The sequence below is a fragment of the Endozoicomonas sp. Z74 genome (assembly GCF_057680865.1).
Window position 1 is genome coordinate 52,311 of sequence record NZ_JBLYZI010000009.1, and the last position, 24,720, is coordinate 77,030.

Here is a 24,720-nt window from a genome sequence, read left to right on the forward strand (position 1 = left end):
GCGCGAGAGAAAATCTGAAAAATCAAAATACCTCTATGCCCCTCTATTTTTCTTTACAATGGATTCCAATATTCATAGTGGTGGGCATAACCTCAGCACTTTCCGCATCAGATGATTTTGAACTTGGTGTTATCCAAAATACGACCAATAAAGAAAAGCTGAAAGAAATACTCTCCTCCCTGAATGAGTTCAACTTAATTGAGGGTGAATCTTACCTATTGAAAAGCTGGCTGAATGATCGTTTTCTGGGAGAACACCTGTACCGGGTTCAGTCAGGAAAACTCTGCCTCAGCAACGAGCTGGAACAGACACTTCAGCACTGCTTTACCAAGGCTTCAAGAAACTTTGACCCTTGTATTGCCAGTAGAAGGAACGATCATCAATTTATCACTCCTGAGCTGAACCACAGCCGGTCCACAATCACACTCTGGGTTGAAACCATTCACCTGGCACCTTCCCATGAAAGCAGTCAGAAAACCAGGAGCTTCGACGAAGGCTTAAACCACCTTCTGTTCAACTATACGCTATCGGGCGTTCATTACAGTCGCCATAGCGCTTCCAAAGACAGCATTTCCGGTTTCTCAACAGCAGGCGTTAATCTCGACCGCCTGAAAATACGAAGCCGGCAGTCCTGGCAACCCAGTCACCGCTTTGAGCTGCAGACACTTTGGGCCTATTTCCCAGTGTACAGCCTGAACAGTGAAGTTTACTTTGGTGATTATCACACCCTCAACCCCATGGTGGATGATTTTCCATTCTCGGGCATCTCTCTCAGAAGACAAAAATACCTGTTAAATAAATACCAGCGCGATTATTCTCCGGTTATCCATGGCTTTGCTAAAACCAATGCCCTGGTTGAAGTGTACGCAGGCAACAGCCTGCTGACCTCAAAAGTGGTTGCTGCAGGAGAATTTGAAATATCCGATATCACCGGTCTTGGCAACGGCATTCTTGAGGTAGTGATTAATGAAGCGGATGGAACACAAAGCCGATTTTACTTTAACAACACCAGTATTAATGGCATGCTGACGCCGGGAACCCTGGATTATGACCTGAGCCTGGGCAGATACCGTTACCGGTTTGACGACCTTGGTGATACTTTCGCCAGTGGCTACCTGCGATATGGCTTCAATCTGGGAACCCCCTTTCTTACCACGACGTTTTCTGAAAACTACCACACACTTACCCTCGGCTCAGCCTTCTCTGCCGGAAAAGCAGGCGCACTTTCCGCTGCCATTTCCCACTCTCGAAGCCAATATCACACCGGGCATTCAGTTGCAGGCCACAGCCTGATGCTCCAATACCTGTATGCATTAAGCAATCACTTCGACCTCAGGGCTGATGCTTTTCATGATCCATCAGGGAGCTACTATTCGTTTCAAGAGTTTATGGAAAACAGTCGACACCATCAAAAGCACCGGCCCGGTGATAAACTCCGGTGGAATATCGGCGCAGGCATCAGAGCCCCCTGGTTCAGCAGCCAGTTCTCAGTGAATTATGGCCAGACCAGTAGCTGGTGCCCAGGGGTGCACTCTGAAGTCTGGTACCTTGGATACTCGGGAAAAGTGGGTCCCGCTCACTTTAACATCAGTTTTTCCCGGCAGATTCAGGAAAGAAGCCACTTGAACCAGAGCGTGGACCAGAGCCTTTCCCTGAGAATCAGCCTGCCAATCGATGCCTACTGGGCCAACAACATTTACACACGGTTTGCCCATCAGGGCGGTAACGGCCTGCTGGAGACAGGTTTAGCCGGAAACATTGACTCACAGACCAGCTTCCAGACCACTCTTTCCAGACGGAGCAATAATACCCTTACAGGACAGGCCTCTTTGTCTCACCATACTCCATCATTTAACCTGACCAGCTCCGGCTACACTTCTGAGCACAGCTCCAGTATGACAGGCTCAATAACCGGTGGAGTGATCACCACCCTGGACAATTTCTATCTGACAGGAAACAGCAGTGAAACAAGGACTCTGGTCAAGGTTGAACCGCATCCCGGCATCACCGTCAATGGGCAAGCGGTTAAGCCCTCTGGCTATACAGTGATTCACGCAAGAAGTGATTATGGTCAGCAACAGGTCACCCTTAACCAGGAGCAGCTTCCTATTAACGTTCAGGTTGATCACCCCTCACTCAAGCTGATGCCCTCAAAGGGAAGCCTGACGCTGGCAGAATTCAGGCTGGAGCATGTGGTCCAGATGATTGTCAGGCTGGTGGATAAACAAGGCACTCCCCTGCCCCTGGGCAGCATCGTTCAACTAAATGGCAACGGATTTTACGTGGGGATGGACGGCTATGTTCTGCTTAGTCTGAAAACCTCTAAAAAAGCCAAAGAGAATGAGAAGAGCCATACGCTGGTTTATATGAAAAAGGCCTGTTTCCCGGCCATCAGAACACTCAACATCGACTCATCAAAACTGATCAATCTGGGTCAGATGGTATGTGAGACTTCTGATTAATAGCTACCCGTACTCGCCGCCTATGGTGTTCTTGTCTATATAAGAGAGGCTCAACCCTCGTCTGTCTCCACCACCCCAGGGGCATAGCATGACCATTTATTCCATTGCCGGGTTAGCCATTGTATGGCTCACAGCGTCCTTCCCCGTCGGGGCATCCTTTGTTCTGAGCCAGACCCGCATTATCTACAACGAATCCAGACCGGCGGCCCCTATTACCATCTATAACCGGCATTCCGCAATGTATGCGGGTCAGGCCTGGATTGAAAAAGAAGCAGAACTTCCAGGACCTCTGATCGCTATCACACCATCGGTGTTCAAAATAGCGGCAGACAATCGCATCGTCTTACGGCTGATGGCCACTGATTCTCCACAGGCCATTACCCAGGAGTTGCTTTATACCCTCAGCGTCCAGGAGATCCCGCCAAAATCGACCAGCCAGACTGCCCAGCTTATTCTGGCTCAGACCACAAAAATCAAAGTGTTGTACCGGCCCGAAAAACTGCCGGAAAGAAAAGAGGCTGAAAAAAAGATTCAGGTGACTCAGGATGGCAAAGACATCCGGTTCAAAAACACAACGCCTTTTTATTTCGCCATCGTTGAGGTCATCAATGATCAACAAAAAAAGCTCAATGATCATGACCGGCTGGGCACTTTTGCCCCCTACTCGGAGGTGACCCTTTCCAGCCCGGCAGCCACCCGCCACATAACCATTAAATACATTGATGATTTTGGTGCCACCCACAGTCAACAACTGCCCGTTACCCCCGGTAAACCAGGTCCTCCTGAACCCCATACAAATCGCTCCAGTCCACAACAGAGAAGCCTTCAATAGAAGGTCCTGCTCAAACGCTTTCCATGAAGCGAATAGAATAGGGCCTGCCAACAAGTTTACGTTTACGTAAAGGTCACTTATACTGATTTTATTCTCAGCCGATAACCGGCTTCTGTTAACGCCAGGGAGGGAGAATATGACGGAACAGGCCTTTACCATTTCAGAACTCTCCCGGGAGTTCAATATTACTCCCAGAGCTATCCGGTTTTACGAAGACCTGGGGCTATTGAGCCCCGTTAGAAAAGGGCAGAAGCGCATCTATAACAAAAGTGATTATGTTCGCCTGAAACTGATCATCCGGGGAAAACGACTGGGTTTCAGTCTCGCTGAATCAAGAGAGCTGATTGAGCTCTATGATCCTGAAAGCCGAAACAAGCGACAGCTGAAGACCATGCTCAGCACTATAGAAAAATCCAGCGAGCGCATTGATCAACAGCTGCAGGATATCCAGGCCATGAAACAGGAGCTTGAGGAAGCCCGAAAACGGTGTATTGCCGCTCTGCAAAACTAAACGGCCTTGAGCGCATAAACGGCCTTGAGCCGAATAAAAACAGTACTTTCAGAATAGAAAAAAACAAAAACAGAGGACGCCCAATGAACTTCCAGGCAGGCCTTAATTTTAACCTTGGCGAAACCCATAACATGCTCAGGGACCAGACCCGCCAGTTTGCCCAGAAAGAGATTGCCCCTAGAGCACATGACATTGACCAGAGCAATGCCTTCCCCATGGATCTGTGGAAAAAAATGGGGGATATGGGGCTGCTTGGCATCACCGTTGATGAGTCACTGGGTGGCTCATCAATGGGCTATCTGGCCCATGTTGTTGCCATGGAGGAGATCAGCAGGGCCTCAGCGTCAGTGGGGCTGAGCTACGGAGCCCATTCCAACCTCTGCGTCAACCAGATATACCGGATGGGTACCACAGCCCAGAAAGAAAAATACCTGCCAGAGCTGATCAGCGGTCACCAGGTGGGCGCCCTGGCCATGAGTGAGCCTGGCGCAGGCTCTGACGTGGTGAGCATGAAACTGCGGGCAGAAAAAAAGGGTGACCGATACCTTCTCAACGGCAACAAAATGTGGATTACCAATGGGCCTGATGCCAGCACCTATGTCATCTACGCCAAAACAGAGCCGGAAAAGAAATCCCGGGGCATCACCGCCTTTATCGTGGAAAAGGACTTCCCCGGCTTTTCCAGGGCCCAGAAGCTGGACAAACTGGGGATGCGGGGTTCCAACACCTGTGAGCTGGTGTTTGAGAACTGCGAAGTTCCTGAAGAGAACATTCTGGGAGAACTTAACGGCGGCGTGGGGGTTTTGATGAGCGGGCTGGACTACGAGCGGGTGGTTCTCTCCGGAGGTCCCACCGGAATCATGCAGGCCTGCATGGATGTGGTGCTGCCTTATATTCACGACCGCAGGCAGTTTGGTCAGTCCATTGGCGAGTTCCAGCTGATTCAGGGAAAAATCGCTGACATGTACAGCCAGATGAACGCCTGCAAGGCCTACCTGTACACGGTAGCTGCCGCCTGTGACCGGGGTGAGACCACCCGCAAAGACGCTGCCGGAGTGATTCTTTACTGCGCCGAAAAAGCCACCGCTCTGGCCCTGGACGCCATACAGATCCTGGGGGGCAATGGCTATATCAATGATTACCCCACCGGTCGCCTGCTCAGGGACGCCAAACTCTATGAAATCGGTGCCGGTACTTCTGAAATCCGCAGAATGTTGATTGGCAGGGAGCTGTTTGAGGAAACCCGGCCCTAGGAGACTGAACATGGTTGCACTTACCACGCAGGTATCGGTAGACAGCCCGGAGTTCAACGACAATCGGCGTAAGATGAAAGCTCTGGTCGACCGGCTGAACAAACGATCCGAACGAATAAAGTCCGGAGGCTCACAAAAGGCCCGGCAAAAACATACGGACAAAGGAAAACTGCTCCCCCGGGATCGCATTGCCATGCTGCTGGATCCGGGCTCCCCTTTTCTGGAGATCGGCCAGTTCGCTGCTGAAGAGGTCTATAACGAAACCGTTCCCTGTGCCGGTGTGATCGCAGGTATTGGACAGATCAGCGGGCAGGAATGCATGATCGTAGCCAATGATGCCACCGTTAAAGGCGGCAGCTATTACCCTCTCACGGTGAAAAAACACCTTCGCGCACAGGCCATTGCCGAGCAGAACCGGCTGCCCTGCGTTTATCTGGTGGACTCGGGCGGTGCCAACCTGCCCCGACAGGATGAAGTGTTTCCGGACCGGGAACATTTCGGGCGCATCTTCTTCAACCAGGCCAACCTGTCTGCCCAGGGAATAGCCCAGATAGCGGCGGTTATGGGCTCCTGCACGGCTGGCGGCGCCTATGTCCCTGCCATGGCCGATGAAAGCATTATCGTGAAAAACCAGGGCACCATTTTTCTGGCCGGCCCCCCCCTGGTGAAAGCGGCAACCGGGGAAGAAATCAGCGCAGAAGCTCTGGGAGGGGCTGATATTCATTGCCGGGTATCGGGAGTAGCGGATCATTATGCCGAAGACGATGCCCATGCTCTCTCCCTGATCCGTCAATCGGTCTCCCGATTAAACCGGATTAAAAATCCCGATGTTGATATCCGGGAACCGGTTCCCCCCCTCTACGACAGTGCAGAGTTATACGGCATTGTTCCCACCGATCTGCGTCAACCCTACGATGTACGCGAAGTGATCTCCCGCATCATTGATGGCTCCGATTTTGATGAGTTCAAGGCGCTTTATGGGGAGACGCTGGTCTGTGGGTTCGCCCGGATTCACGGCTATCCCGTGGGCATACTGGCCAACAACGGGGTTCTGTTTTCCGAATCAGCCCAGAAGGGGGCCCATTTTATCGAGCTGTGTTGCCAGCGCCGAATACCACTGGTGTTTCTCCAGAACACCACCGGCTACATGGTGGGCTCCAAATCAGAGGCTAGCGGGATTGCCAAACACGGCGCCAAAATGGTGAACGCCGTCGCCTGCGCCAGGGTACCTAAATTCACGGTGATTATCGGCGGCAGCTTCGGGGCCGGTAACTACGGGATGTGTGGCCGGGCCTATGATCCCCGGTTTCTCTGGAGCTGGCCCAATGCCCGTATCTCAGTAATGGGGGCAGAACAGGCCGCCAATGTGCTGGTTCAGGTGAAACGGGAAGCGGCAGAGCGACAGAACCTGACACTTTCAGACCAGGAAGAGCACGGCATACGAGCCCCAATTCTGGAAACCTACGAACATCAGGGCAACCCGATCTATGCCAGCGCACGACTCTGGGATGATGGAGTGATTGACCCGGCCCAGACCCGGACGATTCTGGGGCTCAGCCTGTCAGCCTCAATGAATGCCCCGATAGAAGAGAGTCGCTTTGGGGTCTTCAGAATGTAACCCCTTTCGTTTTCATGTTCAGAGCGACCGATTCACGACAACCGAACAACAAAAGCCCAGCTACCATCAGGAGCGAGTCATGAGCCATAACAGCCTGTCCCTGGAAATAGAAACGCTTCCCAACCAGACCGGAGTGATTGCCACTCTTATCCTCAACCGTCCGGAAGTAGGGAATGCCATGAACAGTCATCTGATTAACCAGATGCATCAGGCTCTGGACGAGCTGGAAAAACAGACGGTCCGCTGCCTGATACTCAAGTCAACCGGCAAACACTTCTGCACCGGAGCCGACCTGAACGGAATGAAACAGGCCCGGGAACTGAGCCGGGAAGATAATCACAACGACGCCCGACAGCTGGCCAGCTTACTGCAACGGCTGGATCAGTTCCCGGCCCCCACCCTGGCCGCCGTTCAGGGCGCCGCTTATGGCGGAGCCATTGGTCTGATCACAGCCTGCGATATCGTCATTGGCACCAAGTCCGCCCGTTTCTGCCTCAGCGAAGTAAAGCTGGGCCTGATCCCCGCAGTGATCAGTCCCTATGTGGTCCGGGCAATGGGGCATCGCCAGGCCAGGCGTTACTTCCTCAGTGCAGAGCCCATTTCATCCAAACAGGCCCTCAAGCTGAACCTGATCCATGAACGCTGCAAAGACTCGGCACTGGAAGAAACCCTGGGCGCTCAGTGTCATCAGCTCCTGAGCAATGCACCGGTGGCCATGGCAGAAGCAAAACGACTCATTCATGATGTCTCCGGTCAGACAGTGGATGATTCATTGATGGACCTGACCTGTCAGCGGATTGCCGATATCCGGGTCAGTGAAGAAGCCCAGGAAGGGTTATCCGCCTTTCTGGAAAAGCGGGAGCCCACCTGGAGAAAGGGTTTATGAGGCCCGGCAACGACCAATTTCCAGCCCGGGTGACCCTGGTGGAAATGGGCGCCAGGGATGGTCTGCAGAACCTCAGCCAGGGGGTTCCGGCCAGCATTCGAGCCGAACTGATTGACCGGTTGGCCGCTGCCGGTCTGACAAGAATCGAGGCCGGCAGTTTCGTATCGTCCCAGGCCGTCCCTCAGATGGCCGACTCTGACCAGGTATTTCAGAAGCTCCACCGGCGGCCTGCTGTACAATACAGCGCCCTGACCCCGAACCTCAAAGGGCTGGAGGCAGCCCTTAAAGCCGGGGCCGATGAAGTGGCTATTTTTGCCTCCGCCTCTGAAGGCTTCAGCCAGAAGAACATCAACTGCTCCATCAGCGAAAGTCTCAAGCGGTTTGAGCCGGTAATGGCAGAAGCCGCAAAACATCAACTGCCTGTTCGCGGGTATGTTTCCTGTGTCATGGGCTGCCCTTATGACGGCGAAGTATCCCCTGCAGCGGTGGCCTCCATCAGTGACGCGCTTTACCAGATGGGCTGTTATGAGATTTCTCTTGGAGACACTATTGGTGTTGGCACTCCCCTGAAAGCCAAACAGATGCTGGAGTCAGTCTCCCAGAGAGTGCCCATCACATCCCTGGCAGCACACTTTCACAACACCTGCGGGCAGGCCCTGGTTAACCTCTATGCCGTGATTGAAGAAGGACTGTCTGTGGTAGACGCGTCAGTGGCAGGGCTTGGCGGCTGCCCTTACGCCCCGGGAGTGTCGGGCAATGTTGCCACAGAAGATGTGGTGTACATGCTGGAGGGAATGGGCCTCAACACCGGCATACAAATGGACTTACTGCTACAGGCAGCTGACTTCATCTGCGACCACCTGGGAATCTCAACTCAGTCCAGTGTTGGCCAGGCACGATCACGAAAACCGGCAATAAAACAGCCATGAGCTAATAACCAATAGCCATGAGTGAAAAAAAACGCGCACCGGAAACCACAACAATAACTAGAAAACCAAATCAGCGGCGTTATCATCATTAAAAAAAGAACAAAAAAAGGACGACACATGACGGCTCTCTGGACCCCGGACAGAAGGACAATGGCAGCGTCTGATATGAAGGCCTTTATGAGCAACGCTGAACAGCGTACAGGCCTGTCACTGCAGGATTACCAGAGCCTGTATCAATGGAGTATCAATGACCGCCCGGCTTTCTGGCAACTGCTGGCCGACTTTTACCAGGTAAACTTCCACCAACCTCCTTCCGCGACTCTTGGTAAAGACAGCATGCCCGGAGCCCAGTGGTTTCCGGATGCGACTCTGAATTACGCCGAGCACCTGCTGAAACGACGGGACAACAAAACCGCCCTGATTTTCCGGGGAGAAAACGGCACCCGAACCACCCTCAGCTATAAACAGCTGTATCAATCCGTTGCCCGGGCACAGAAAGGGCTTATTGGAGCCGGAATTACCAAAGGCGACAGGGTTGCCGCCTTTATGCCCAACTGTCCGGAAACCCTGATCATGATGCTGGCGGCCGTTTCCCTGGGCGCCGTCTGGTCTTCCTGCTCACCGGACTTTGGTATTCAAGGGGTGCTGGATCGCTTTGGGCAGATCGCTCCGAAAGTATTATTGGCTGCTGACGGGTATTTTTACAACGGAAAAACCATTGATTGCCTGGATAAGGTACGGGACATCCAACAGCAGATCAAAACCCTCGAACAAACAGTGATTGTGCCATTCTCCCGGGATCAGCCTGAGCTTTCTCACTTGAATAACAGCTGTCTGTTTTCTGAGTTTTGCAATTCCAGACAGCCTCCCTCAGAAAACTCAACAGAAAGCGTTCGGTTTGTTCCCGTTGAGTTTAATCATCCCCTGTTCATTATGTACTCGTCAGGCACCACCGGGGCTCCGAAATGCATTGTCCATGGTCACGGCGGCACCTTGCTTCAGCATCTGAAAGAGCTGGGTTTGCATACGGATGTAAAAAAAGAGGACACCCTGTTCTACTTCACCACCTGCGGCTGGATGATGTGGAACTGGCTGGTATCGACGCTGGCTCTGGAGGCAACCATTGTGTTGTTTGACGGCTCACCTTTTCATCCCGGGCCTGAAGCTCTGATGGATATGGCGGAGCAGGAAGCGGTCTCAGTGTTCGGTACCAGTGCAAAATACATTGCCGCTCTGGAAAAAGCAGGAGTGAAACCCGCTGTCAGTCACCATCTGCCCCATCTTAAAGCCCTGCTTTCTACCGGGTCTCCCCTGCTTCATGAAAGCTTTGATTACCTTTACCGGGATGTCAAAGCAGACATGCGGGTGTCGTCTATTTCCGGCGGCACCGACATCATTTCCTGTTTTGCCCTGGGCTGCCCGATCCTTCCTGTCTATCGCGGAGAGCTTCAGTGCCGCGGCCTGGGGATGGATGTCCAGTTCATCAGCCCCACTGGAGAAAAGCGGGTCGGTGAAAAAGGGGAGCTGACATGCCAGTCCAGCTTTCCTTCCATGCCCACAGGCTTCTGGAACGACCCTCAGGAGCAGAAATACCATAAGGCCTACTTCCACTCATACCCCGGCCTATGGGCTCATGGTGATTACGGAGAGCTGACAGAACAGGGTGGGGTTATCATCCATGGCCGTGCTGATGCAGTACTGAACCCTGGAGGTGTCCGAATCGGAACAGCTGAAATCTACCGGCAGGTTGAGAAGGTGGACGAGGTTCTCGAAAGCATCGCCGTCGCTCAGGAGTGGGAAGACGACGTACGTATTGTACTGTTTGTTAAGCTGATCAACGGCACAGAGCTGACCGATGAACTGGCTCAAAGGATCTGCCAGACCATTCGCCGCAACACCACGCCCAGGCATGTGCCGGCAAAGATTCTGGAAGTGAAGGATATTCCCCGAACCATCAGCGGCAAGATCGTTGAGCTGGCAGTCCGGGAAGTGATTCATAACCGCCCGGTGGTCAATACCGATGCCCTGGCCAACCCTGAAGCCCTGGCGTTTTTCAAAGACCGCAGGGAGCTGGAGCAATAAACCTGAATTCAGTTATAAATCAGAAGCAGTGAGCGCCTTGCCTGCCATCCCATTAAAGAGCGCCAGCATTCTCTGACCCCAGAGCGAAATCGCATCTCCGTCTTCCAGAAGCTGGATGGAAGACGTACAACGTGCCCACTGGAAGGTGCCAAACAGAATATAATCAGAACCCGACGCCTGCTCACCACTCAGGAACGGCTGCCATTCAAGCGCTTCCCGGACCGGTTCCAGCAGTGACCTGAATGACTGAATGGATGCCTCAGAGGTATCCGAGAAGTCTTCCAGGCTGCAGCCCATTCTGGCTTCACGGCTACTGCGGAAGGTTTCCCTGTCTTTTTCATGGAGGCAGCCATAAATGTCCATCAGAATAATCTTAATCAGTGGCAGGTGAACGGTCCTTTCCACCCAGAGTTTCAGGTTAAACGCCGTCTGTCTTTCTGCTTCGCTGGCAAACAGCCTGGGGGCATCTCCATAGGCCCTGTCGAGATAATTCATGATATCCCAGGAGTCATGAATCACCTGCTCTCCGTCCACCAGCACCGGCACTTTTTTCTGGTCACTGAATGCAATGGCTTCTTTTTCCGTAAACCGCCATGGACGACTGTCCACTGAAAGCCCCTTGTGAGCCAGGGACATTTTTACCCGCCAGCAATAAGGGCTGAAACGCAAATCATCATGGCTACCCGCCAGGTCATAGAGGATCATGAATACTTTCCGTGAGATTGAGACAGAACACACATCGGCCTACCGGGAATCTACTGCTCTACCTCAGTCCCGGTATTTATGATTCATTCAGAGAACGTCAGGCGGTAGCCTCTCCAGCCTCTTCCCAGTTCACAACATACTGGTAAAGATCCTCGTAGGCTTCCCATAAATGGGAGCCAAACAACGGGTCCGCCATCTGCTTAAGATCATCCTCAACCAGCGCCAGGTCTTCCGGTGTCAGCAGGGCTTTCATGGCCGGAATCATGTACCGGTTCTCAAGACGCATATGCTGCTTCTGCAAGTCACTGTACAGGGCGTATTCAGCCAGTAGCAGATTGATTGGAATAATCTGATCGGAAGCCACCGTGGTGAAATCCTCTACCAGCTTCTGGGTCATGGCGTTAATCTGCTTATGCTGATCCTCGATCATATCAAATTGAAGCCTTTCCTCCTTACTGGTCAGACGGGGCTTCAACCGCGCCATCAGCCTGGACTCAAGGGGGTGGTGGAAGGCATCAGGGTAGTTGTGGAGGTAATCAAGGGCTTCAAGAATGATGGACAGCTGGGGGGAATGATCACTCCCTTCCCGATAGCCCGCCACTTCATGGTCAAGGCAATCCAGCAGGCGCGCCATATGCTGATGGTCGTTAATGATCCGGTCAATCACTGTCGTCATATAGCTACCCCTCGTTGTATTTGTAGTCCCACTTTATTTTTTATAGGGCATCCAGGTTCCAAGTATTGATCCAGATCAATTAATCCCGGCATAGCCCGGAAGGCCCAGAGCACGATTCCCTCTCAGGAAGCCTCTGCCGCGAGGCCACCGGCAATAAAATCAATCAGCCGGCTGACGTATTTCCGGTAGTCGGGCGCACAGCCCTTTGTCTGCCCCACAGTGACTACACTATCCGCTTTTTTTGAGAAATACGAGGCCAGCCCCTGAAAGGTCAATTCCGCTGCAATCACCCAGCGTTGATGCAGAAGTTCAGGGTCCAGGTGAGGCAGGGATCTCTCCAGCAGACGATCAAAAATCCGGTAGCTTTCTTCAGTGATGGTCCGGGATCGCTCGAAATCAGTCTGGTCAACATAGGTGCGAAAAAGAAACTTGATGGCATAAAGCCCCCTTACCGGATCCTCAAAAACCGGCTCAGCCAGGGGCAGAACCAGTGCTTCAACAATACTGTGAATATCCGGTTTATCCATGGGTTCAAGCCGGTCCAGAAACGTTTTCCGGGAAGCCAGAATTGTCGTCTGCCGCCGCTCAATCAATGCATCAATCAGGCGTTCCCGGGTTCGAAAATGATAATGTAGTGCGGCGACGCTGAAGCCAGCCTCTGTATTGATCGTCCTCAGGGAAACGTCCATTCCCCGCTCGGCAAACAGCCGTTCAGCCGTATCCAAAATCACGTCCCGCGTTGATTGTCTGGCCATTTTACTCTTCTGCTGGATTGATCTAACTGGTTGACCCATCAGCAGTTTACAGATTTCCACCTCATTTTCTATTCCATTGACACCAACTTATCACTTGATAAGCAGATCCAAAACCAGTCATACTTATCACCTGATAAGCCCGCCGGTTACCTGGCCATGGCCAAAATACAACAAAAACAAATCGCCATTTAACAGGAGAGTTGCACCATGCTTTTGAACAACAAGGTTGTCATTATTTCAGGCGTTGGCCCCGGACTGGGTGTCAAGCTGGCGTTGCAGGCGGCCGGGGCTGGCGCGGAAGGGATCGTGCTGGCCGCCAGAACCCAGGCCAAACTGGATGATGCAGAGCAACGCATCGCTCAACTGGAGGTTAACTGCAAGGTACTGAAAGTCACCACCGACATCTGTGACCGGACTCAGTGCGATCACCTGGTGGAAACCACCCTGAAAACTTTTGGCCGTGTCGACGCCCTGATCAACAGCGCTTACTTTCACGGTTACTTTGAACCCATCGAGTCGGCCAACCTGGATGTCTGGCGTGAGATCATGGACACCAATCTCATGGGCACCATGAACATGACCCAGGCGGTGATTCCAGTCATGAAAGAGCAGAAATCCGGCGCCATTGTCATGATCAACACCCAGGCCACCCGAAAGCCGGTGGTCATGGAGTTCGGCGGAGAATCCGGTTACGCCGTCTCCAAAGGAGCCCTGACAACCGCCGCCAAGTACCTGGCCCGGGAATTGGGGCAATATGGCATTCGTGTCAACACCGCCCTGATGGGCTGGATGTGGGGTGAACCGGTGCAAAGCTATGTGGAGTTCAGGGCCAAAAACCGCAACATCCCGGAAGAGGAGGTCATCGCCGAAATCACCCCGAATATCGCCCTGGGTCATATCCCAAGGGATGAGGACTGTGCCAAAGCCGCATTATTTCTGGTATCCGACTATGCCGCGGCCATCACCGGCGCCACATTAGACGTTAACGGTGGTGAATATATGCCCGCCTGATGCTGAGAGCACCAGACCTTCAGTCTTCGAAATGCATAAACATCACCACAACAACAATAAAAAGAAGAAAAAAATGAACCAAGCCGAACAGAGGGTGGTGGACGGCACCACCTGGGAAACGTTTTGTGACGCCCTGAAAGAAGCCGGAAAAATCATCCAGAGTGATAAAGCCCCCAAAGACCCTTTCAACCAGGCCGAAGGCTACCGGTACCTCGCGCGCCTGCTCCGTGGGGGGCTGGAAGGTTTTCTTGAATACAGTGACCCCGACTTTCCTGTGCTGCGCTGCAGCGCCCATGAAACCATCAAGCTGGGCGCCGATAATCCGGACAACCGCTATGAACTGGCCGTGGTCAACCCGGACTGCGACTACCGCATTACCGGCACCCGTGGCACTGTTGACTACCTGGGATTCAGCTCCATCATCAATAAATACGCCTCCGGCGGCACCATGGAAACCACCGGCTTCCTGGACTCCAGGGAAATCCATATCGAAGCGGACGGCACCTTTGAAATTATTCTCAGCCAGAGGGAACAGCCTGGGAACTGGCTGCCCATGGGGCCGAAAACCAATGCCATCAATATACGACAAACCTTTCAGGACAGGGAAAAGGAAACACGGGCCGAGTTAACCATTGAGCGCCTTGGCGCCAGCCTTGAACGCCCTACCCCCCTGACAGCCGAACAACTGGACCAGGGGTTACAGGGGGCAGTCCGCCTGGTTCAGGGTGCCGCCCGACTGTTTGAAAACTGGAGTGAAAGTTTTCTGCCCCACGTGAACCAGCTTCCTCCTGCGGATCAGGACTACTGCCAGGCCATCGGCGGAGACCCCAATATATTTTATTTTCACAGCGCCTGGTCCCTCGGGGAAGATGAAGCCCTGGTGATTGAAGCGCCCGTGATCCCCCAATGCCAGACCTGGAATTTCCAGCTGGATAATTGGTGGATGGAATCTCTGGATTACCGCTACTTCAACATACACGTCAATAAACATACGGCACAGTATGAACCGGATGGCAGCGTCCGGGTTGTGGTTTCCCACACCGACCCCGGCTTACCCAACTGGATTGAGACCGCTGGCCACAGGGAGGGCACCATGTGCTGGCGCTGGATTGGCGCTGACCATCACCCTCTGGTGAACACCCGGGTCGTTAAACTCCATGAGCTCAAGGAATCCGGTGAGCAAACAGAACGTCAACAGGGAGTCGTCACATGCTAGCTGAAAAGCCAATGACCAAAGCGAATGAACAACAGAAAAACCTTTCCCCTATTTCCTTCAACGTGGATGAACTGATTGAAAAAGCCACCCGCTTTTCGGGGCTGACGGATTTTGGCACCCTGCCCTACCGGGAGGGTTTGCAGGCTCTGGCTGAAACCTATGACCGGCTGGTAAAAGACCCCGTTGGCAGAAAGAAGTGTCGTGAGCGGCTGATCAACCTGTTGTCCACCCGTCTGCGCTGGGAAGCAGCATTGAAACGGCACCCGGATATTCACGACCAGACCATCACCGCCCCCATTTTTGTCACCGGACTGCCCCGCTCCGGAACCTCCGCCCTGCTTAACCTGCTGGCAGCTGCACCTGAAAACCGGGCTCCCCTGCAATGGGAAGTGCAGCTTCCGGACCTCTGGCCCGGCAGCCAGCCCGGAGAAGAAGATCCCCGCTACAAACCTCTGGCGGAAGCGATGGCTCATTTTCAGGACCCGGAATTTCAGAAGATTCACTACATTGACGCGGACACTCCGGAAGAGTGCGTATTGCTCCATGCATTTGCCTTCAGTGGTGCCCAGCTGGGGTTTGAAGGGTTGTTTGAGCCTTTTGGCAGCTGGATGAAGTCCCAGGACCTGACCTCAATGTATGAGCATGAGCTGCAACAGCTGAAAATGCTGAACTGGCGCTCTCCGGGAAAACAGTGGCTGCTGAAAGCCCCTTCCCACATGTGGGGCATCGACGCCATTGTCAATGTCTTTCCCGACGCCCGGTTTATCTGGTGCCACCGGGATCCGAAACAGGTGATCCCCTCCATCAACAGTATGAACCGGGCTGTCATGAAAATGTTTGCAGGGGACTGCAGCCACCTTGATCCAAAGGAGATTGGCCGGAGAGTTCTGGAATGGTACGCCACCTCACTGGAAAGAGGCCTGGCTGAACGGGCAAAACTTCCGGAAGAGCGGTTCATTGACTGTTCACAGCAGGAGTGCGCGGAACAGCCCATGGCTATGGTTGAGCGTATCTGCCAGCACTTCGGACTTCCCCTGGGCAGAGCATCAAAGCAGGCCATTCAGGCCCATATTGACGCCAATCCCAAAAACAAACATGGCCGACATGAATATGACCTGGCGTCTTATGGGTTGACCGAGGCCATGATCAATGAGCGGTTTGAATTCTATACCCAGGACCGCCGGTGGCCTATCAGTCAGTGACCCGGAATCTTCCGGGATAACACCCGACTTACGACTTTTCACAACACAGGTGAGCCATGATAACCAGAGACTCTGTTTCATCGGATGAAATGATTATTAACGCCCCCGCCGAAGTGGTATGGGATATTCTCGTCAACTTTGAAGCCTACGGACAATGGAACCCGTTCTGCCCCAAAGCGGAAGCGACTCTTGAACTGGGCTCTCCCATCAAAATGATGGTCGAGCTGGGTTTTGGCCTGCAGGAGCAAATTGAATACATCACCCGGATTGAACCCTGCAAAGCCATTGCCTGGGCCATGGAAAATAACCCCGGAGACCCTATTCACGCAGAACGAACCCAGACCCTGACCCCCCTGGGCAGTGACCGCTGTGCCTATAACTCCATTGATGAGTTTGGCGGTTCCGGTATGAAAGAAATGATGGCACTCATGGCCAAACGGGTGGAAGATGGCTTCAACCTGTGTGCCCGGGGACTGAAAACCTTTGCCGAGCAAAAATACGCCGAACAACTCGCCCTTGAAACCTCTTAGCCAATAGCCTGTCGGACTTATGCTTTCAAACATAAGTCCGACAGGCTCCAGGGAAGGTTATACAACTATGATCTCTTCAACACACTATGGCCCCTGGGCTCTGGTCACCGGGGCGGCACGAGGCCTGGGTGCCGGGTTTGCACGCCAGCTGGCGGAAGCAGGCCTGAACCTGATACTGGCTGACCGGCTGGAGTCAGAGCTCCAGCAGACGTCCCGGGAATTACAACAATCGTTTTCCGTGGAGGTGCTGCCGGTTTGCGTTGATCTGTCGACAGACGACTTTATGCCTGAGCTACTGGTCAGGATCGGTGACCGTCAGGTGGGTTTACTGGTGAACAATGCCGGGATTGCCAGTATCAGCCCATTTTTATCCCAGAGTGTTGACTCTCTGGTGACACAATTACACGTCAACACCCGGGCTGTGCTCCGACTGACCCACCACTTTGCCAGTGACATGGTGAACAGGGGGCGAGGTGGTATCATTATTCTGTCGTCCATGGCAGCGGAAGTGGCGGGTGCCTGGAACGCCAACTACTCCGGCTGCAAAGCCTACGACCTGAAGCTGGCTGAATCACTGTGGGCTGAGCTTAAACCCGCCGGAGTGGATGTCCTGGGCTTTATGCCAGGGCCGACGAAAACCGAAGGCTACCTGGCTGTGGGCGGCGAAGCTACTGATCCGATGATGATGAGTGTCGAGGACACCGTCAGGGACGCTTTGAGTATGCTGGGCAAGCGCCCTTCGGCAGCAGCCGGGCGGAGTAACCGGGCAGCGAATTTCATGATGACCCGCTGCCTGCCCCGCTCCACCGCCATCAATCTGGTCAGTACCCGGATTAAAAAGACCTTCGAGGTAGAGCTGTAAGGGCAACCCCCTTCAGCGATACCAGTCTTCAAAGGTCTGAATAAACGGCTGCAGGGAGTCAGCAGGCAAATCATTAATGCCTGCCGCTGCGGCACGCCCTCCTCCAGTGGGAAACTGACGACAAAGGTCTGCCGCCCCGGTTTTATTATTCAGGGGCGCCCGGACACTTACCTGGTAGCCTCCGTCAGGCTTTCTGGTTAATACGGCATGGGCCAGGTCCGGTGACCGATTCGCCAGATCATTACCAAACACACCACTGACCCGACGGGCCCAGGGCTGATCCGGAAGAAGATAAACCGCACTGTGAGCGGTCTTTGCTTCAGCCCGGGTCTTGAAAGCGGATTGCATATCCTGGTGATAGCCACTTTCCAGCCGTTCAAAGTCCCCCTGGCTGTGATGAACAAAATCCAGAGGGTGGGCATAGGGCAGTAATATCTGAAACAGCTCATCCGGCCTGAAGTAGAGATCATCAACACCACTGCCATAGCCGTTGTAGTTGAGGTAAATACCCAGGTTTTCCAACACCTGCAATTCATCGGAAGACAGGTCAAGATTCCGTGCCAGAGCCCGGGCGCTTTTTTTCAGGTTATCCCCGAAGGCACCCACCACTGCCCAGGCAGCAAAGGCTCCGTCTAAAAACCGGTTAACCAGAAGGCTGGTACAGACATCCGGCGTTTCATTGATGATGGTCTGCAAACGGCGGTGTTCAGGTATCTCTCCGGGGTAGTGATGGTCCACATAAAAAACACTGGCACCGGCAGTCAGGTTGCGATTCAGCGCCGTTTTATTTTTGTCCAGAGAAATATCCAGTACCGTTATCCGGTCACCCTGGCTGGCATTAACCCGTTCCAGAAGCGCAATATCCCGTTTAACACCGGTGATGAGAACGCTGTCCCTCGGTTCCTGGTTGCGAAGTTGCACCAGCGAGCAGAGGCCGTCGGCATCGCCGTTAAATACATCGTAGTCGGTCATAATAGGCTCTCAACTGAAAAAAGAACCGCCTTATTCAACCTGTAGCCACAGGCTGAATAAGGCGGTTGAGCCCATCAGGGCGTCAGATACCCTTCCCGGTCCAGATAGTTCACCACCTCATCCGCCACTTTTTCCACGGACTGTTCAACCGTCCTGATATGGATTTCCGGGTTCACCGGCGGCTCATAAGGGCTGTCCAGTCCGGTAAACTGCCGGATCTCCCCTTTGCGGGCTTTTTTATACAGCCCTTTGGGATCACGTTGCTCACACACCTCAAACGGGGTATCAATAAAGACCTCAATAAAGCGGTGGTCGCCACAGAGCTTTCTGGCCTGCTCCCGGTCCTTTTGAAATGGGGAGATAAAACAGCTCAGGGTGATCAGGCCGGCATCGGCCATCAGGTTGGCCACCTCACTGATACGACGGATATTCTCTATCCGGTCGGCATCAGAAAATCCGAGATCCTTATTCAAGCCGTGACGGACATTATCTCCATCCAGGGTGTAGGTATGGTTGCCACGGGCAAACAACTTCTTTTCCACCCGATTGGCAATGGTGGATTTACCGGAGCCGGACAGACCGGTGAACCAGAGCACTACCGGTTTCTGTTCTTTGGCTCTGGCCCGGGAAGTTTTGTCCAGGTCCAGGGCATGCCAGTGAACATTGGAGGCACTCTCCAGACTGCCCCGCAGCATACCGCACCCCACGGTCTTGTTGCTGATGCGATCAACAATAATAAAGCAGCCCATGCTGCGGGTCTGCTGGTATGGGTCAAAGGGAATGCGCTCGGTAAGGCTCAGTTCACAGCGGGCCACTTCATTCAGCGTCAGCACCTCTGCTGCTTCCTGCTCAAGGCTGTTGACGTTTACCCGGTAATTGATCCGCGTCAGGCTGCCGGGAACCGTCTGGTTTTCAAACCGGATCAGATAAGGGCGCTCCAGGAGCATTTCGTGCTCATCCATCCACAGGATATCCGCCGACAAATGGCTGCTGACTTCAGGGCGCCCCCGGACACCGGCAAGGGTGTCTCCCCGGGAAATATCAATTTCATCCTCAAGGGTCAAGGTCACCGCCTGCTCACACTGGGCCGACTCCAGCTCACCGTCAAAAGTGACAATACGCTCAACCCGGCTGAGTTTGCCACTGGGCAGCGCCACCACTTCGTCCCCTACTGCCACCTCACCAGCGGCGATGGTTCCGGAAAACCCTCTGAAATCCAGGTCTGGTCGATTGACCCATTGCACTGGCAGACGAAAATCCTTGCCACTGTTTTCCCTGGAGACATCCACCCGCTCAAGGTGTTGCATCAGGCTCGGGCCCTGATACCAGGGCATGGCCTCTGAACGCTGGATAACATTATCCCCATCCAGTGCCGACATCGGAATGGCAGTAATATCAGAAAAACCCAGGGGTTCTGCAAATTCCAGATAATCCTTGTGGATGCTTTCAAACCGCTCACCGGAATACTCCACCAGGTCCATCTTGTTGATGGCCAGGACCACATGGCGAATCCCCAGAAGGGAAACAATATAACTGTGTCGTTTTGTCTGGGTAAGAACCCCTTTGCGTCCATCGATCAGAATAATGGCCAGATCCGCCGTGGACGCCCCGGTTGCCATATTCCGGGTGTACTGCTCATGCCCCGGGGTATCGGCAATAATGAATTTCCGCTGATCCGTGGAAAAAAAGCGGTAGGCCACATCAATGGTGATCCCCTGCTCCCTTTCCGCCGCCAGACCATCCACCAGCAGCGCCAGATCCACCTGGTCACCGGTAGTTCCCACTTTTCTGCTGTCGCTTTCAAGGGCCGCCAGCTGATCTTCAAAAATCATTTTTGAGTCATACAGCAACCGACCGATCAGGGTGCTTTTGCCATCATCCACACTGCCGCAGGTAATCAACCGCATAAAGCTCTTGTTTTCCTGCTCGGTCAGGTAGGCATTGATATCCGAGGCGATCAAATCCGAAACATGAGACATTAGAAATACCCCTCCTGCTTTTTCTGCTCCATGGAGGCGCCGTGATCCTGGTCAATTACCCGTCCCTGGCGCTCAGAGGTTCGGGTCAGCAGCATTTCCTGGATAATGTCTGGCAAGGTTTCGGCATCAGACTCCACAGCACCGGTAAGGGGATAACACCCCAGGGTCCGGAACCGCACTTTGCGGGTTTCAATCACTTCTCCCTCCCGCAGCTGGAAGCGGTCATCATCCACCATAATCAGGGCACCATCCCGCTCCACAACCGGACGCTCCCGGGCTTTGTAAAGAGGCACAATGGGTATGTCTTCCTGATGGATGTACTGCCAGATATCCAGCTCCGTCCAATTCGACAGGGGAAAGACCCGCATGCTTTCACCCTTGTGGATACGGCTGTTATAGGTTCGCCAGAGCTCTGGCCGCTGGTTTTTCGGGTCCCAACGGTGCTGCTCACTGCGAAAGGAAAAGATGCGTTCCTTGGCCCGGGATTTTTCCTCATCCCGACGGGCGCCACCAAACGCCGCATCAAACTGATATTTGTCCAGGGCCTGCTTTAACGACTGGGTTTTCATCACATCCGTATGAATGGCGGAACCGTGGCTGAACGGGCCAATGCCCTGGTCAAGCCCTTCCTGGTTGATATGAACAATCAACTCCAGCCCCAGGTCTTTGGCCATCTGATCGCGAAAGGCAATCATTTCCCGGAACTTCCAGGTGGTATCCACATGCAGGACAGGGAAAGGCGGCAGGGAAGGGTAAAAGGCTTTCATGGCCAGATGCAGCAGCACCGCCGAATCCTTCCCGATGGAGTAAAGCATGACGGGGTTGCGACTTTCGGCAACCACTTCACGGAAAATATGAATACTTTCAGCTTCCAGACGCTGAAGGTGAGTGAGGCTTTTCATGGATAGCCACCTGTCAGAGCAAGCGTTGACTTGCCTTGTTTTTATTATTTAAGTGCTCCCGGAACCGACCGGGAACCTGCAGGGACTTCTATAGATAAATTGAATTTCTATAACCGCAAAGAAATTCTATAGGCCTATTAAAAAAAAGGAAAGCAATTTCTATCACCTGATAGAAAGATCATTTTCATAGCATTCTCTTTAAACGGTATACTTTCCTGGTTCTACATAGGGGGGAGGTATTTTGACCGTCAAGACATCCAAGTACGACCAACGCTATCTGGCCGCGGTTGATGCGGCTGCCTCAGTATTTGCCGATAAGGGCTATCACGGTGCTGGAACCATTGATATTGCCAATAAGCTCAATATCAAGCAGGGCAGCCTGTATTATTATTTCCGGTCCAAAGAGGCCGCCCTTGAGGCCGTCTGCCTGGAAGGGATTAAACACCAGGTGGAGAGCCTTCAGTCCATTGTTGACGCTGGACACATTTTCCCGGAAACCGTTAAGGCCATTATTCTCTATACCCTGACATCGCTGAAAGAACGGGCGGACTATATGGTGGTCTTCAATAATGACCGCCAGTCCATTCCCCTGGAACGGCGGGGAAACATACGAGAGCAGTCACACATCTACCATAAACTGCTGGAACGGGTGTTCACAGAAGCACAGCAAAAGAGGGAAATGAAACCGGACCTTGACGCCGCCATTTCGGTTCGTGCCTTTACGGGGCTCCTGTCATCGGTATCGAGCTGGTACCATAACGAGCAGTCCATCGATCTGGACGCCGTGGTGCAACAATACAGCGAGCTGTTTTTAACGGGCACCCAGGCCTGAACAGCAATGACTTCGAGGCTCTGAGCGCATTGACCAAGAATACGGACTCACCCAGACTGATTCCCCAGGGCAGCCTGTTGCAACGGCTCAATATCACCCGGGAAAAAGCCCGGAAAAGTGGCGACCTGAAAAGCATAGAAACCCGGCAACAGGTGATTGATGAGAACGGAATCCCCTTCCAGGTTCGGGTACTTTGCAAACCAAGGCAGAAACCTTCCGGCTTTCGCAGACACTCTCATCAGCAAAATGATAAACTCCCTGAAAACCCCTTCCTGCCTTATGAAGAGGCCTTATACGTTGGGCACCTGGACAGTGGGCACGTTATTCTTTTGAATAAGTACAATGTGGTTGATAATCATCTGCTGATCGTAACACCCGCGTTTAAACGACAGGAGTCCCTTCTCTCCCAGGCCGAGTTCAATGCCCTGTATTCGGTAATGAATGAAGCGCCTTTACTGGCCTTTTATAACAGTGCCCGGGAGGCCGGGGCCAGCCAGCCCCACTGCCATCTTCAGGCGATTCCCTGCACCCAGTTGCCCATTGATCCACTGGTGTCCGGCATGCCTGATGGGGCTCAGCGGGTTGAGCAACTGCCCTATTCCCACCAGATCAGACGTTTTCCTGAACCGGTTTTGCCATCACCGGATGTACTGTATGAAAAGTACCTGGAGTTGCTGGAAGCACTGGACTTGCACCAGCCCGATCAGGACGAGGATCCATTGCCCCATAACTTGCTGGTGACCGGTCAGTGGATGATGGTAGTTCCCAGAAAATCTGGACGACACCCTGCTGCCCCCATCAACGCCCTGGGTTTTGCCGGCCTGCTGCTGGCCAAAGACGACGAACAACTCAGAATCATCCAGGAAACAGGGATCGCCTCCATTCTTTCCAGTGTCTGATCCCAGACATACCCATAGCGTAAGAAAAAAGTACGGCTTTTGTTGCGCTTCGCTGTGCTCAACAGCAATCTACTGCATTACAGAAGTTCCTGGATTGAGACACTTTAACGCAGGTTGCTGCTGAATGAAGTGAAGAAAAAGCCCCCGGCTGGGGGCTGATCGATGGAGAGGAGAAAAAGAGGAAAAGAAGAGGTCGCTCAGATTTCCTGAATCATCTCAACAGCGGGTCGCCAGGTAAGGTTCTGGGCCTCAGCCACAGACTCACAGGTAATAACCCCTTTACAGACGTTGAGACCTTCCAGCAGATGAGGGTTCTCAGCAAGGGCCTTGCGCGGACCTTTATTAGCCAACTCAAGAACATAGGGTAAAGTCGCGTTGTTCAGGGCCAGGGTTGAGGTTCTTGCCACAGCGCCAGGCATATTGGCCACACAATAATGAACCACATCATCAACAATGAAGGTGGGATCATCGTGGGTGGTTGCCTTGGCCGTTTCAGCACAGCCCCCCTGGTCAATGGCCACATCGACAATCACAGAGCCGGATTTCATCTCACTGATTAGCTCACGGGTAATCAGTTTGGGAGCTGCGGCACCTGGAAGCAGTACGCCACCAATGACCAGGTCGGCCTCAAGAACATGTTCCCTGATCGACTGAGAGGTAGAGTAAACGGTCTTGATCCGGTTGCCATACAGGGAGTCCATGTGGCGAAGTACATCCACAGAACGGTCCAGAACCGACACATCTGCTCCCATACCCACCGCCATGGCAGCCGCATTCTGGCCAACCACACCGCCGCCGATGATCACAACCTTGGCCGGCTCAACGCCAGGCACACCGCCAAGCAGCATCCCACGACCCGCCATGGATTTTTCCAGGCACCGGGCTCCCGCCTGAATGGACATCCGTCCAGCCACTTCTGACATAGGAGCCAGCAACGGTAGACGGCCCTGTTTATCCGTAACGGTTTCATAAGCAATGCAGGTGGCACCGGACTCAATCAGGTCTTCGGTCTGGGGTACATCAGGGGCAAGGTGGAGATAGGTGAACAGGGTGTGATGAGGCTTAAGACGAGCTCTTTCAACGGACTGGGGCTCTTTGACCTTAACAATCATTTCCGCGGTTTCAAAGACTTCTTCCGCTGTGGGTAGAATGCTGGCACCTGCTGCAAGGTAATCCTCATTAAAGAAACCAACCCCTTCCCCGGCACGATCCTCAACAAATACCTGGTGTCCATTTTCAACCAGCTCCTTAACGGCAGCAGGCGTCAAACCAACCCGATACTCATGATTTTTTATCTCTTTCGGAACCCCTACCAGCATAATTATCTCCATGCACTCGTCATCGTAGTGGATAGGTTCAATTATACGGATCACGTTCAGTTTTATTTTTCGATTATGCCTTTATTTAAAAGGAAACATTTGTACGAAAACATTTTCACAAAACTTTTCACTGATAAACATTTGGCAATAAACTCATAAGGATAACCTCGTACACACCCTTAGTCGCAGTAAGTATTTATTCATCCAAAAGCCTGCTCCATGTCAAAAAAACCGCCAACCACCAGAGGTATGCTAGCGCGCACATTGTAACGGGCCATCACAGCGGA

The 24,720-nt window shown here is 53.1% G+C and carries 22 protein-coding genes; 15 read left to right on the forward strand and 7 right to left on the reverse strand.

Features of this window, described 5'->3' with window-relative positions; genetic code table 11:
* Nucleotides 1-77: 77 nt before the first annotated feature.
* From ACNRUY_RS04365 to ACNRUY_RS04400, 8 genes are all read left to right on the forward strand, one after another.
* The gene (locus ACNRUY_RS04365) at nt 78-2,462 is read left to right on the forward strand and encodes a fimbria/pilus outer membrane usher protein (protein ID WP_488110424.1); all 2,385 of its coding nucleotides are present in this window, start codon (nt 78-80) and stop codon (nt 2,460-2,462) included.
* A gap of 88 nt (nt 2,463-2,550) precedes the next feature.
* Nucleotides 2,551-3,294 (forward strand): fimbria/pilus periplasmic chaperone, encoded by a 744-nt coding sequence (locus ACNRUY_RS04370; protein WP_488110425.1) that lies wholly within the window; start codon nt 2,551-2,553, stop codon nt 3,292-3,294.
* Nucleotides 3,295-3,430: 136 nt separating this feature from the next.
* A complete protein-coding gene (locus ACNRUY_RS04375; protein ID WP_488110426.1) occupies nt 3,431-3,805 on the forward strand; it encodes a MerR family transcriptional regulator in 375 nt (124 codons plus the stop codon).
* Nucleotides 3,806-3,888: 83 nt separating this feature from the next.
* Nucleotides 3,889-5,058: an isovaleryl-CoA dehydrogenase gene (locus ACNRUY_RS04380; RefSeq protein WP_488110427.1), complete on the forward strand. Its 1,170-nt coding sequence runs from the start codon at nt 3,889-3,891 to the stop codon at nt 5,056-5,058.
* Between the two features lie 10 nt (nt 5,059-5,068).
* Nucleotides 5,069-6,676: a carboxyl transferase domain-containing protein gene (locus ACNRUY_RS04385; protein ID WP_488110428.1), complete on the forward strand. Its 1,608-nt coding sequence runs from the start codon at nt 5,069-5,071 to the stop codon at nt 6,674-6,676.
* 79 nt (nt 6,677-6,755) lie between these two features.
* Nucleotides 6,756-7,562, forward strand: a complete 807-nt coding sequence (locus ACNRUY_RS04390) for an enoyl-CoA hydratase-related protein (RefSeq protein ID WP_488110429.1) — start codon at nt 6,756-6,758, stop codon at nt 7,560-7,562.
* Nucleotides 7,559-8,491 carry a hydroxymethylglutaryl-CoA lyase gene (locus ACNRUY_RS04395; protein WP_488110430.1) on the forward strand — a complete coding sequence of 311 codons (933 nt, stop codon included), beginning with the start codon at nt 7,559-7,561 and terminating at the stop codon, nt 8,489-8,491. Before ACNRUY_RS04390 ends, ACNRUY_RS04395 begins: the two co-directional genes overlap by 4 nt.
* Before the next feature lie 117 nt (nt 8,492-8,608).
* Nucleotides 8,609-10,573 carry an acetoacetate--CoA ligase gene (locus ACNRUY_RS04400; RefSeq protein ID WP_488110431.1) on the forward strand — a complete coding sequence of 655 codons (1,965 nt, stop codon included), beginning with the start codon at nt 8,609-8,611 and terminating at the stop codon, nt 10,571-10,573.
* Nucleotides 10,574-10,585: 12 nt separating this feature from the next.
* Here ACNRUY_RS04400 and ACNRUY_RS04405 read toward each other — a convergent pair whose 3' ends face one another.
* The 3 genes from ACNRUY_RS04405 to ACNRUY_RS04415 form a co-directional block, all read right to left on the reverse strand.
* Nucleotides 10,586-11,278 carry a glutathione S-transferase N-terminal domain-containing protein gene (locus tag ACNRUY_RS04405; protein ID WP_488110432.1) on the reverse strand — a complete coding sequence of 231 codons (693 nt, stop codon included), beginning with the start codon at nt 11,276-11,278 and terminating at the stop codon, nt 10,586-10,588.
* A gap of 97 nt (nt 11,279-11,375) precedes the next feature.
* Entirely contained in the window at nt 11,376-11,954 is a 579-nt protein-coding gene (locus ACNRUY_RS04410) for a hemerythrin domain-containing protein (RefSeq protein WP_488110433.1), read from the reverse strand.
* Nucleotides 11,955-12,076: 122 nt separating this feature from the next.
* Complete coding sequence (locus ACNRUY_RS04415) at nt 12,077-12,709, reverse strand: TetR/AcrR family transcriptional regulator (protein WP_488110434.1); 633 nt, start codon at nt 12,707-12,709, stop codon at nt 12,077-12,079.
* A gap of 207 nt (nt 12,710-12,916) precedes the next feature.
* Between ACNRUY_RS04415 and ACNRUY_RS04420 the strand changes: the two genes are divergently transcribed.
* The 5 genes from ACNRUY_RS04420 (at nt 12,917) to ACNRUY_RS04440 (ending at nt 17,530) form a co-directional block, all read left to right on the forward strand.
* Nucleotides 12,917-13,720, forward strand: coding sequence for an SDR family oxidoreductase (locus tag ACNRUY_RS04420; protein ID WP_488110435.1), 804 nt, complete (start codon nt 12,917-12,919; stop codon nt 13,718-13,720).
* A 73-nt stretch (nt 13,721-13,793) separates the two neighbouring features.
* Nucleotides 13,794-14,936: a DUF1214 domain-containing protein gene (locus ACNRUY_RS04425; RefSeq protein WP_488110436.1), complete on the forward strand. Its 1,143-nt coding sequence runs from the start codon at nt 13,794-13,796 to the stop codon at nt 14,934-14,936.
* Entirely contained in the window at nt 14,930-16,138 is a 1,209-nt protein-coding gene (locus ACNRUY_RS04430) for a sulfotransferase family protein (RefSeq protein WP_488110437.1), read from the forward strand. The genes ACNRUY_RS04425 and ACNRUY_RS04430 overlap by 7 nt, the downstream gene beginning before the upstream one ends.
* A 56-nt stretch (nt 16,139-16,194) precedes the next feature.
* A complete protein-coding gene (locus ACNRUY_RS04435) occupies nt 16,195-16,668 on the forward strand; it encodes an SRPBCC domain-containing protein (protein WP_488110438.1) in 474 nt (157 codons plus the stop codon).
* Nucleotides 16,669-16,735: 67 nt separating this feature from the next.
* A complete protein-coding gene (locus tag ACNRUY_RS04440) occupies nt 16,736-17,530 on the forward strand; it encodes an SDR family NAD(P)-dependent oxidoreductase (RefSeq protein ID WP_488110439.1) in 795 nt (264 codons plus the stop codon).
* A 12-nt stretch (nt 17,531-17,542) separates the two neighbouring features.
* On the opposite strand, the gene ACNRUY_RS04445 is transcribed toward ACNRUY_RS04440, so the two are convergent.
* The 3 genes from ACNRUY_RS04445 to cysD form a co-directional block, all read right to left on the reverse strand.
* The gene (locus ACNRUY_RS04445) at nt 17,543-18,502 is read right to left on the reverse strand and encodes a DHH family phosphoesterase (RefSeq protein WP_488110440.1); all 960 of its coding nucleotides are present in this window, start codon (nt 18,500-18,502) and stop codon (nt 17,543-17,545) included.
* Between the two features lie 74 nt (nt 18,503-18,576).
* On the reverse strand, nt 18,577-20,481 hold the full coding sequence (gene cysN, locus ACNRUY_RS04450) for a sulfate adenylyltransferase subunit CysN (protein WP_488110441.1): 1,905 nt from the start codon (nt 20,479-20,481) through the stop codon (nt 18,577-18,579).
* Nucleotides 20,481-21,383, reverse strand: coding sequence for a sulfate adenylyltransferase subunit CysD (cysD, locus tag ACNRUY_RS04455; protein ID WP_488110442.1), 903 nt, complete (start codon nt 21,381-21,383; stop codon nt 20,481-20,483). Before cysD ends, cysN begins: the two co-directional genes overlap by 1 nt.
* A 241-nt stretch (nt 21,384-21,624) precedes the next feature.
* On the opposite strand from cysD, the gene ACNRUY_RS04460 reads away from it, so the two are divergent.
* A complete protein-coding gene (locus tag ACNRUY_RS04460) occupies nt 21,625-22,215 on the forward strand; it encodes a TetR/AcrR family transcriptional regulator (RefSeq protein WP_488110443.1) in 591 nt (196 codons plus the stop codon).
* Between the two features lie 29 nt (nt 22,216-22,244).
* Complete coding sequence (locus ACNRUY_RS04465; RefSeq protein WP_488110444.1) at nt 22,245-23,114, forward strand: ATP adenylyltransferase family protein; 870 nt, start codon at nt 22,245-22,247, stop codon at nt 23,112-23,114.
* Between the two features lie 197 nt (nt 23,115-23,311).
* Here ACNRUY_RS04465 and ald read toward each other — a convergent pair whose 3' ends face one another.
* The gene (gene ald / locus ACNRUY_RS04470; protein WP_488110445.1) at nt 23,312-24,433 is read right to left on the reverse strand and encodes an alanine dehydrogenase; all 1,122 of its coding nucleotides are present in this window, start codon (nt 24,431-24,433) and stop codon (nt 23,312-23,314) included.
* Nucleotides 24,434-24,720 lie beyond the last annotated feature (287 nt).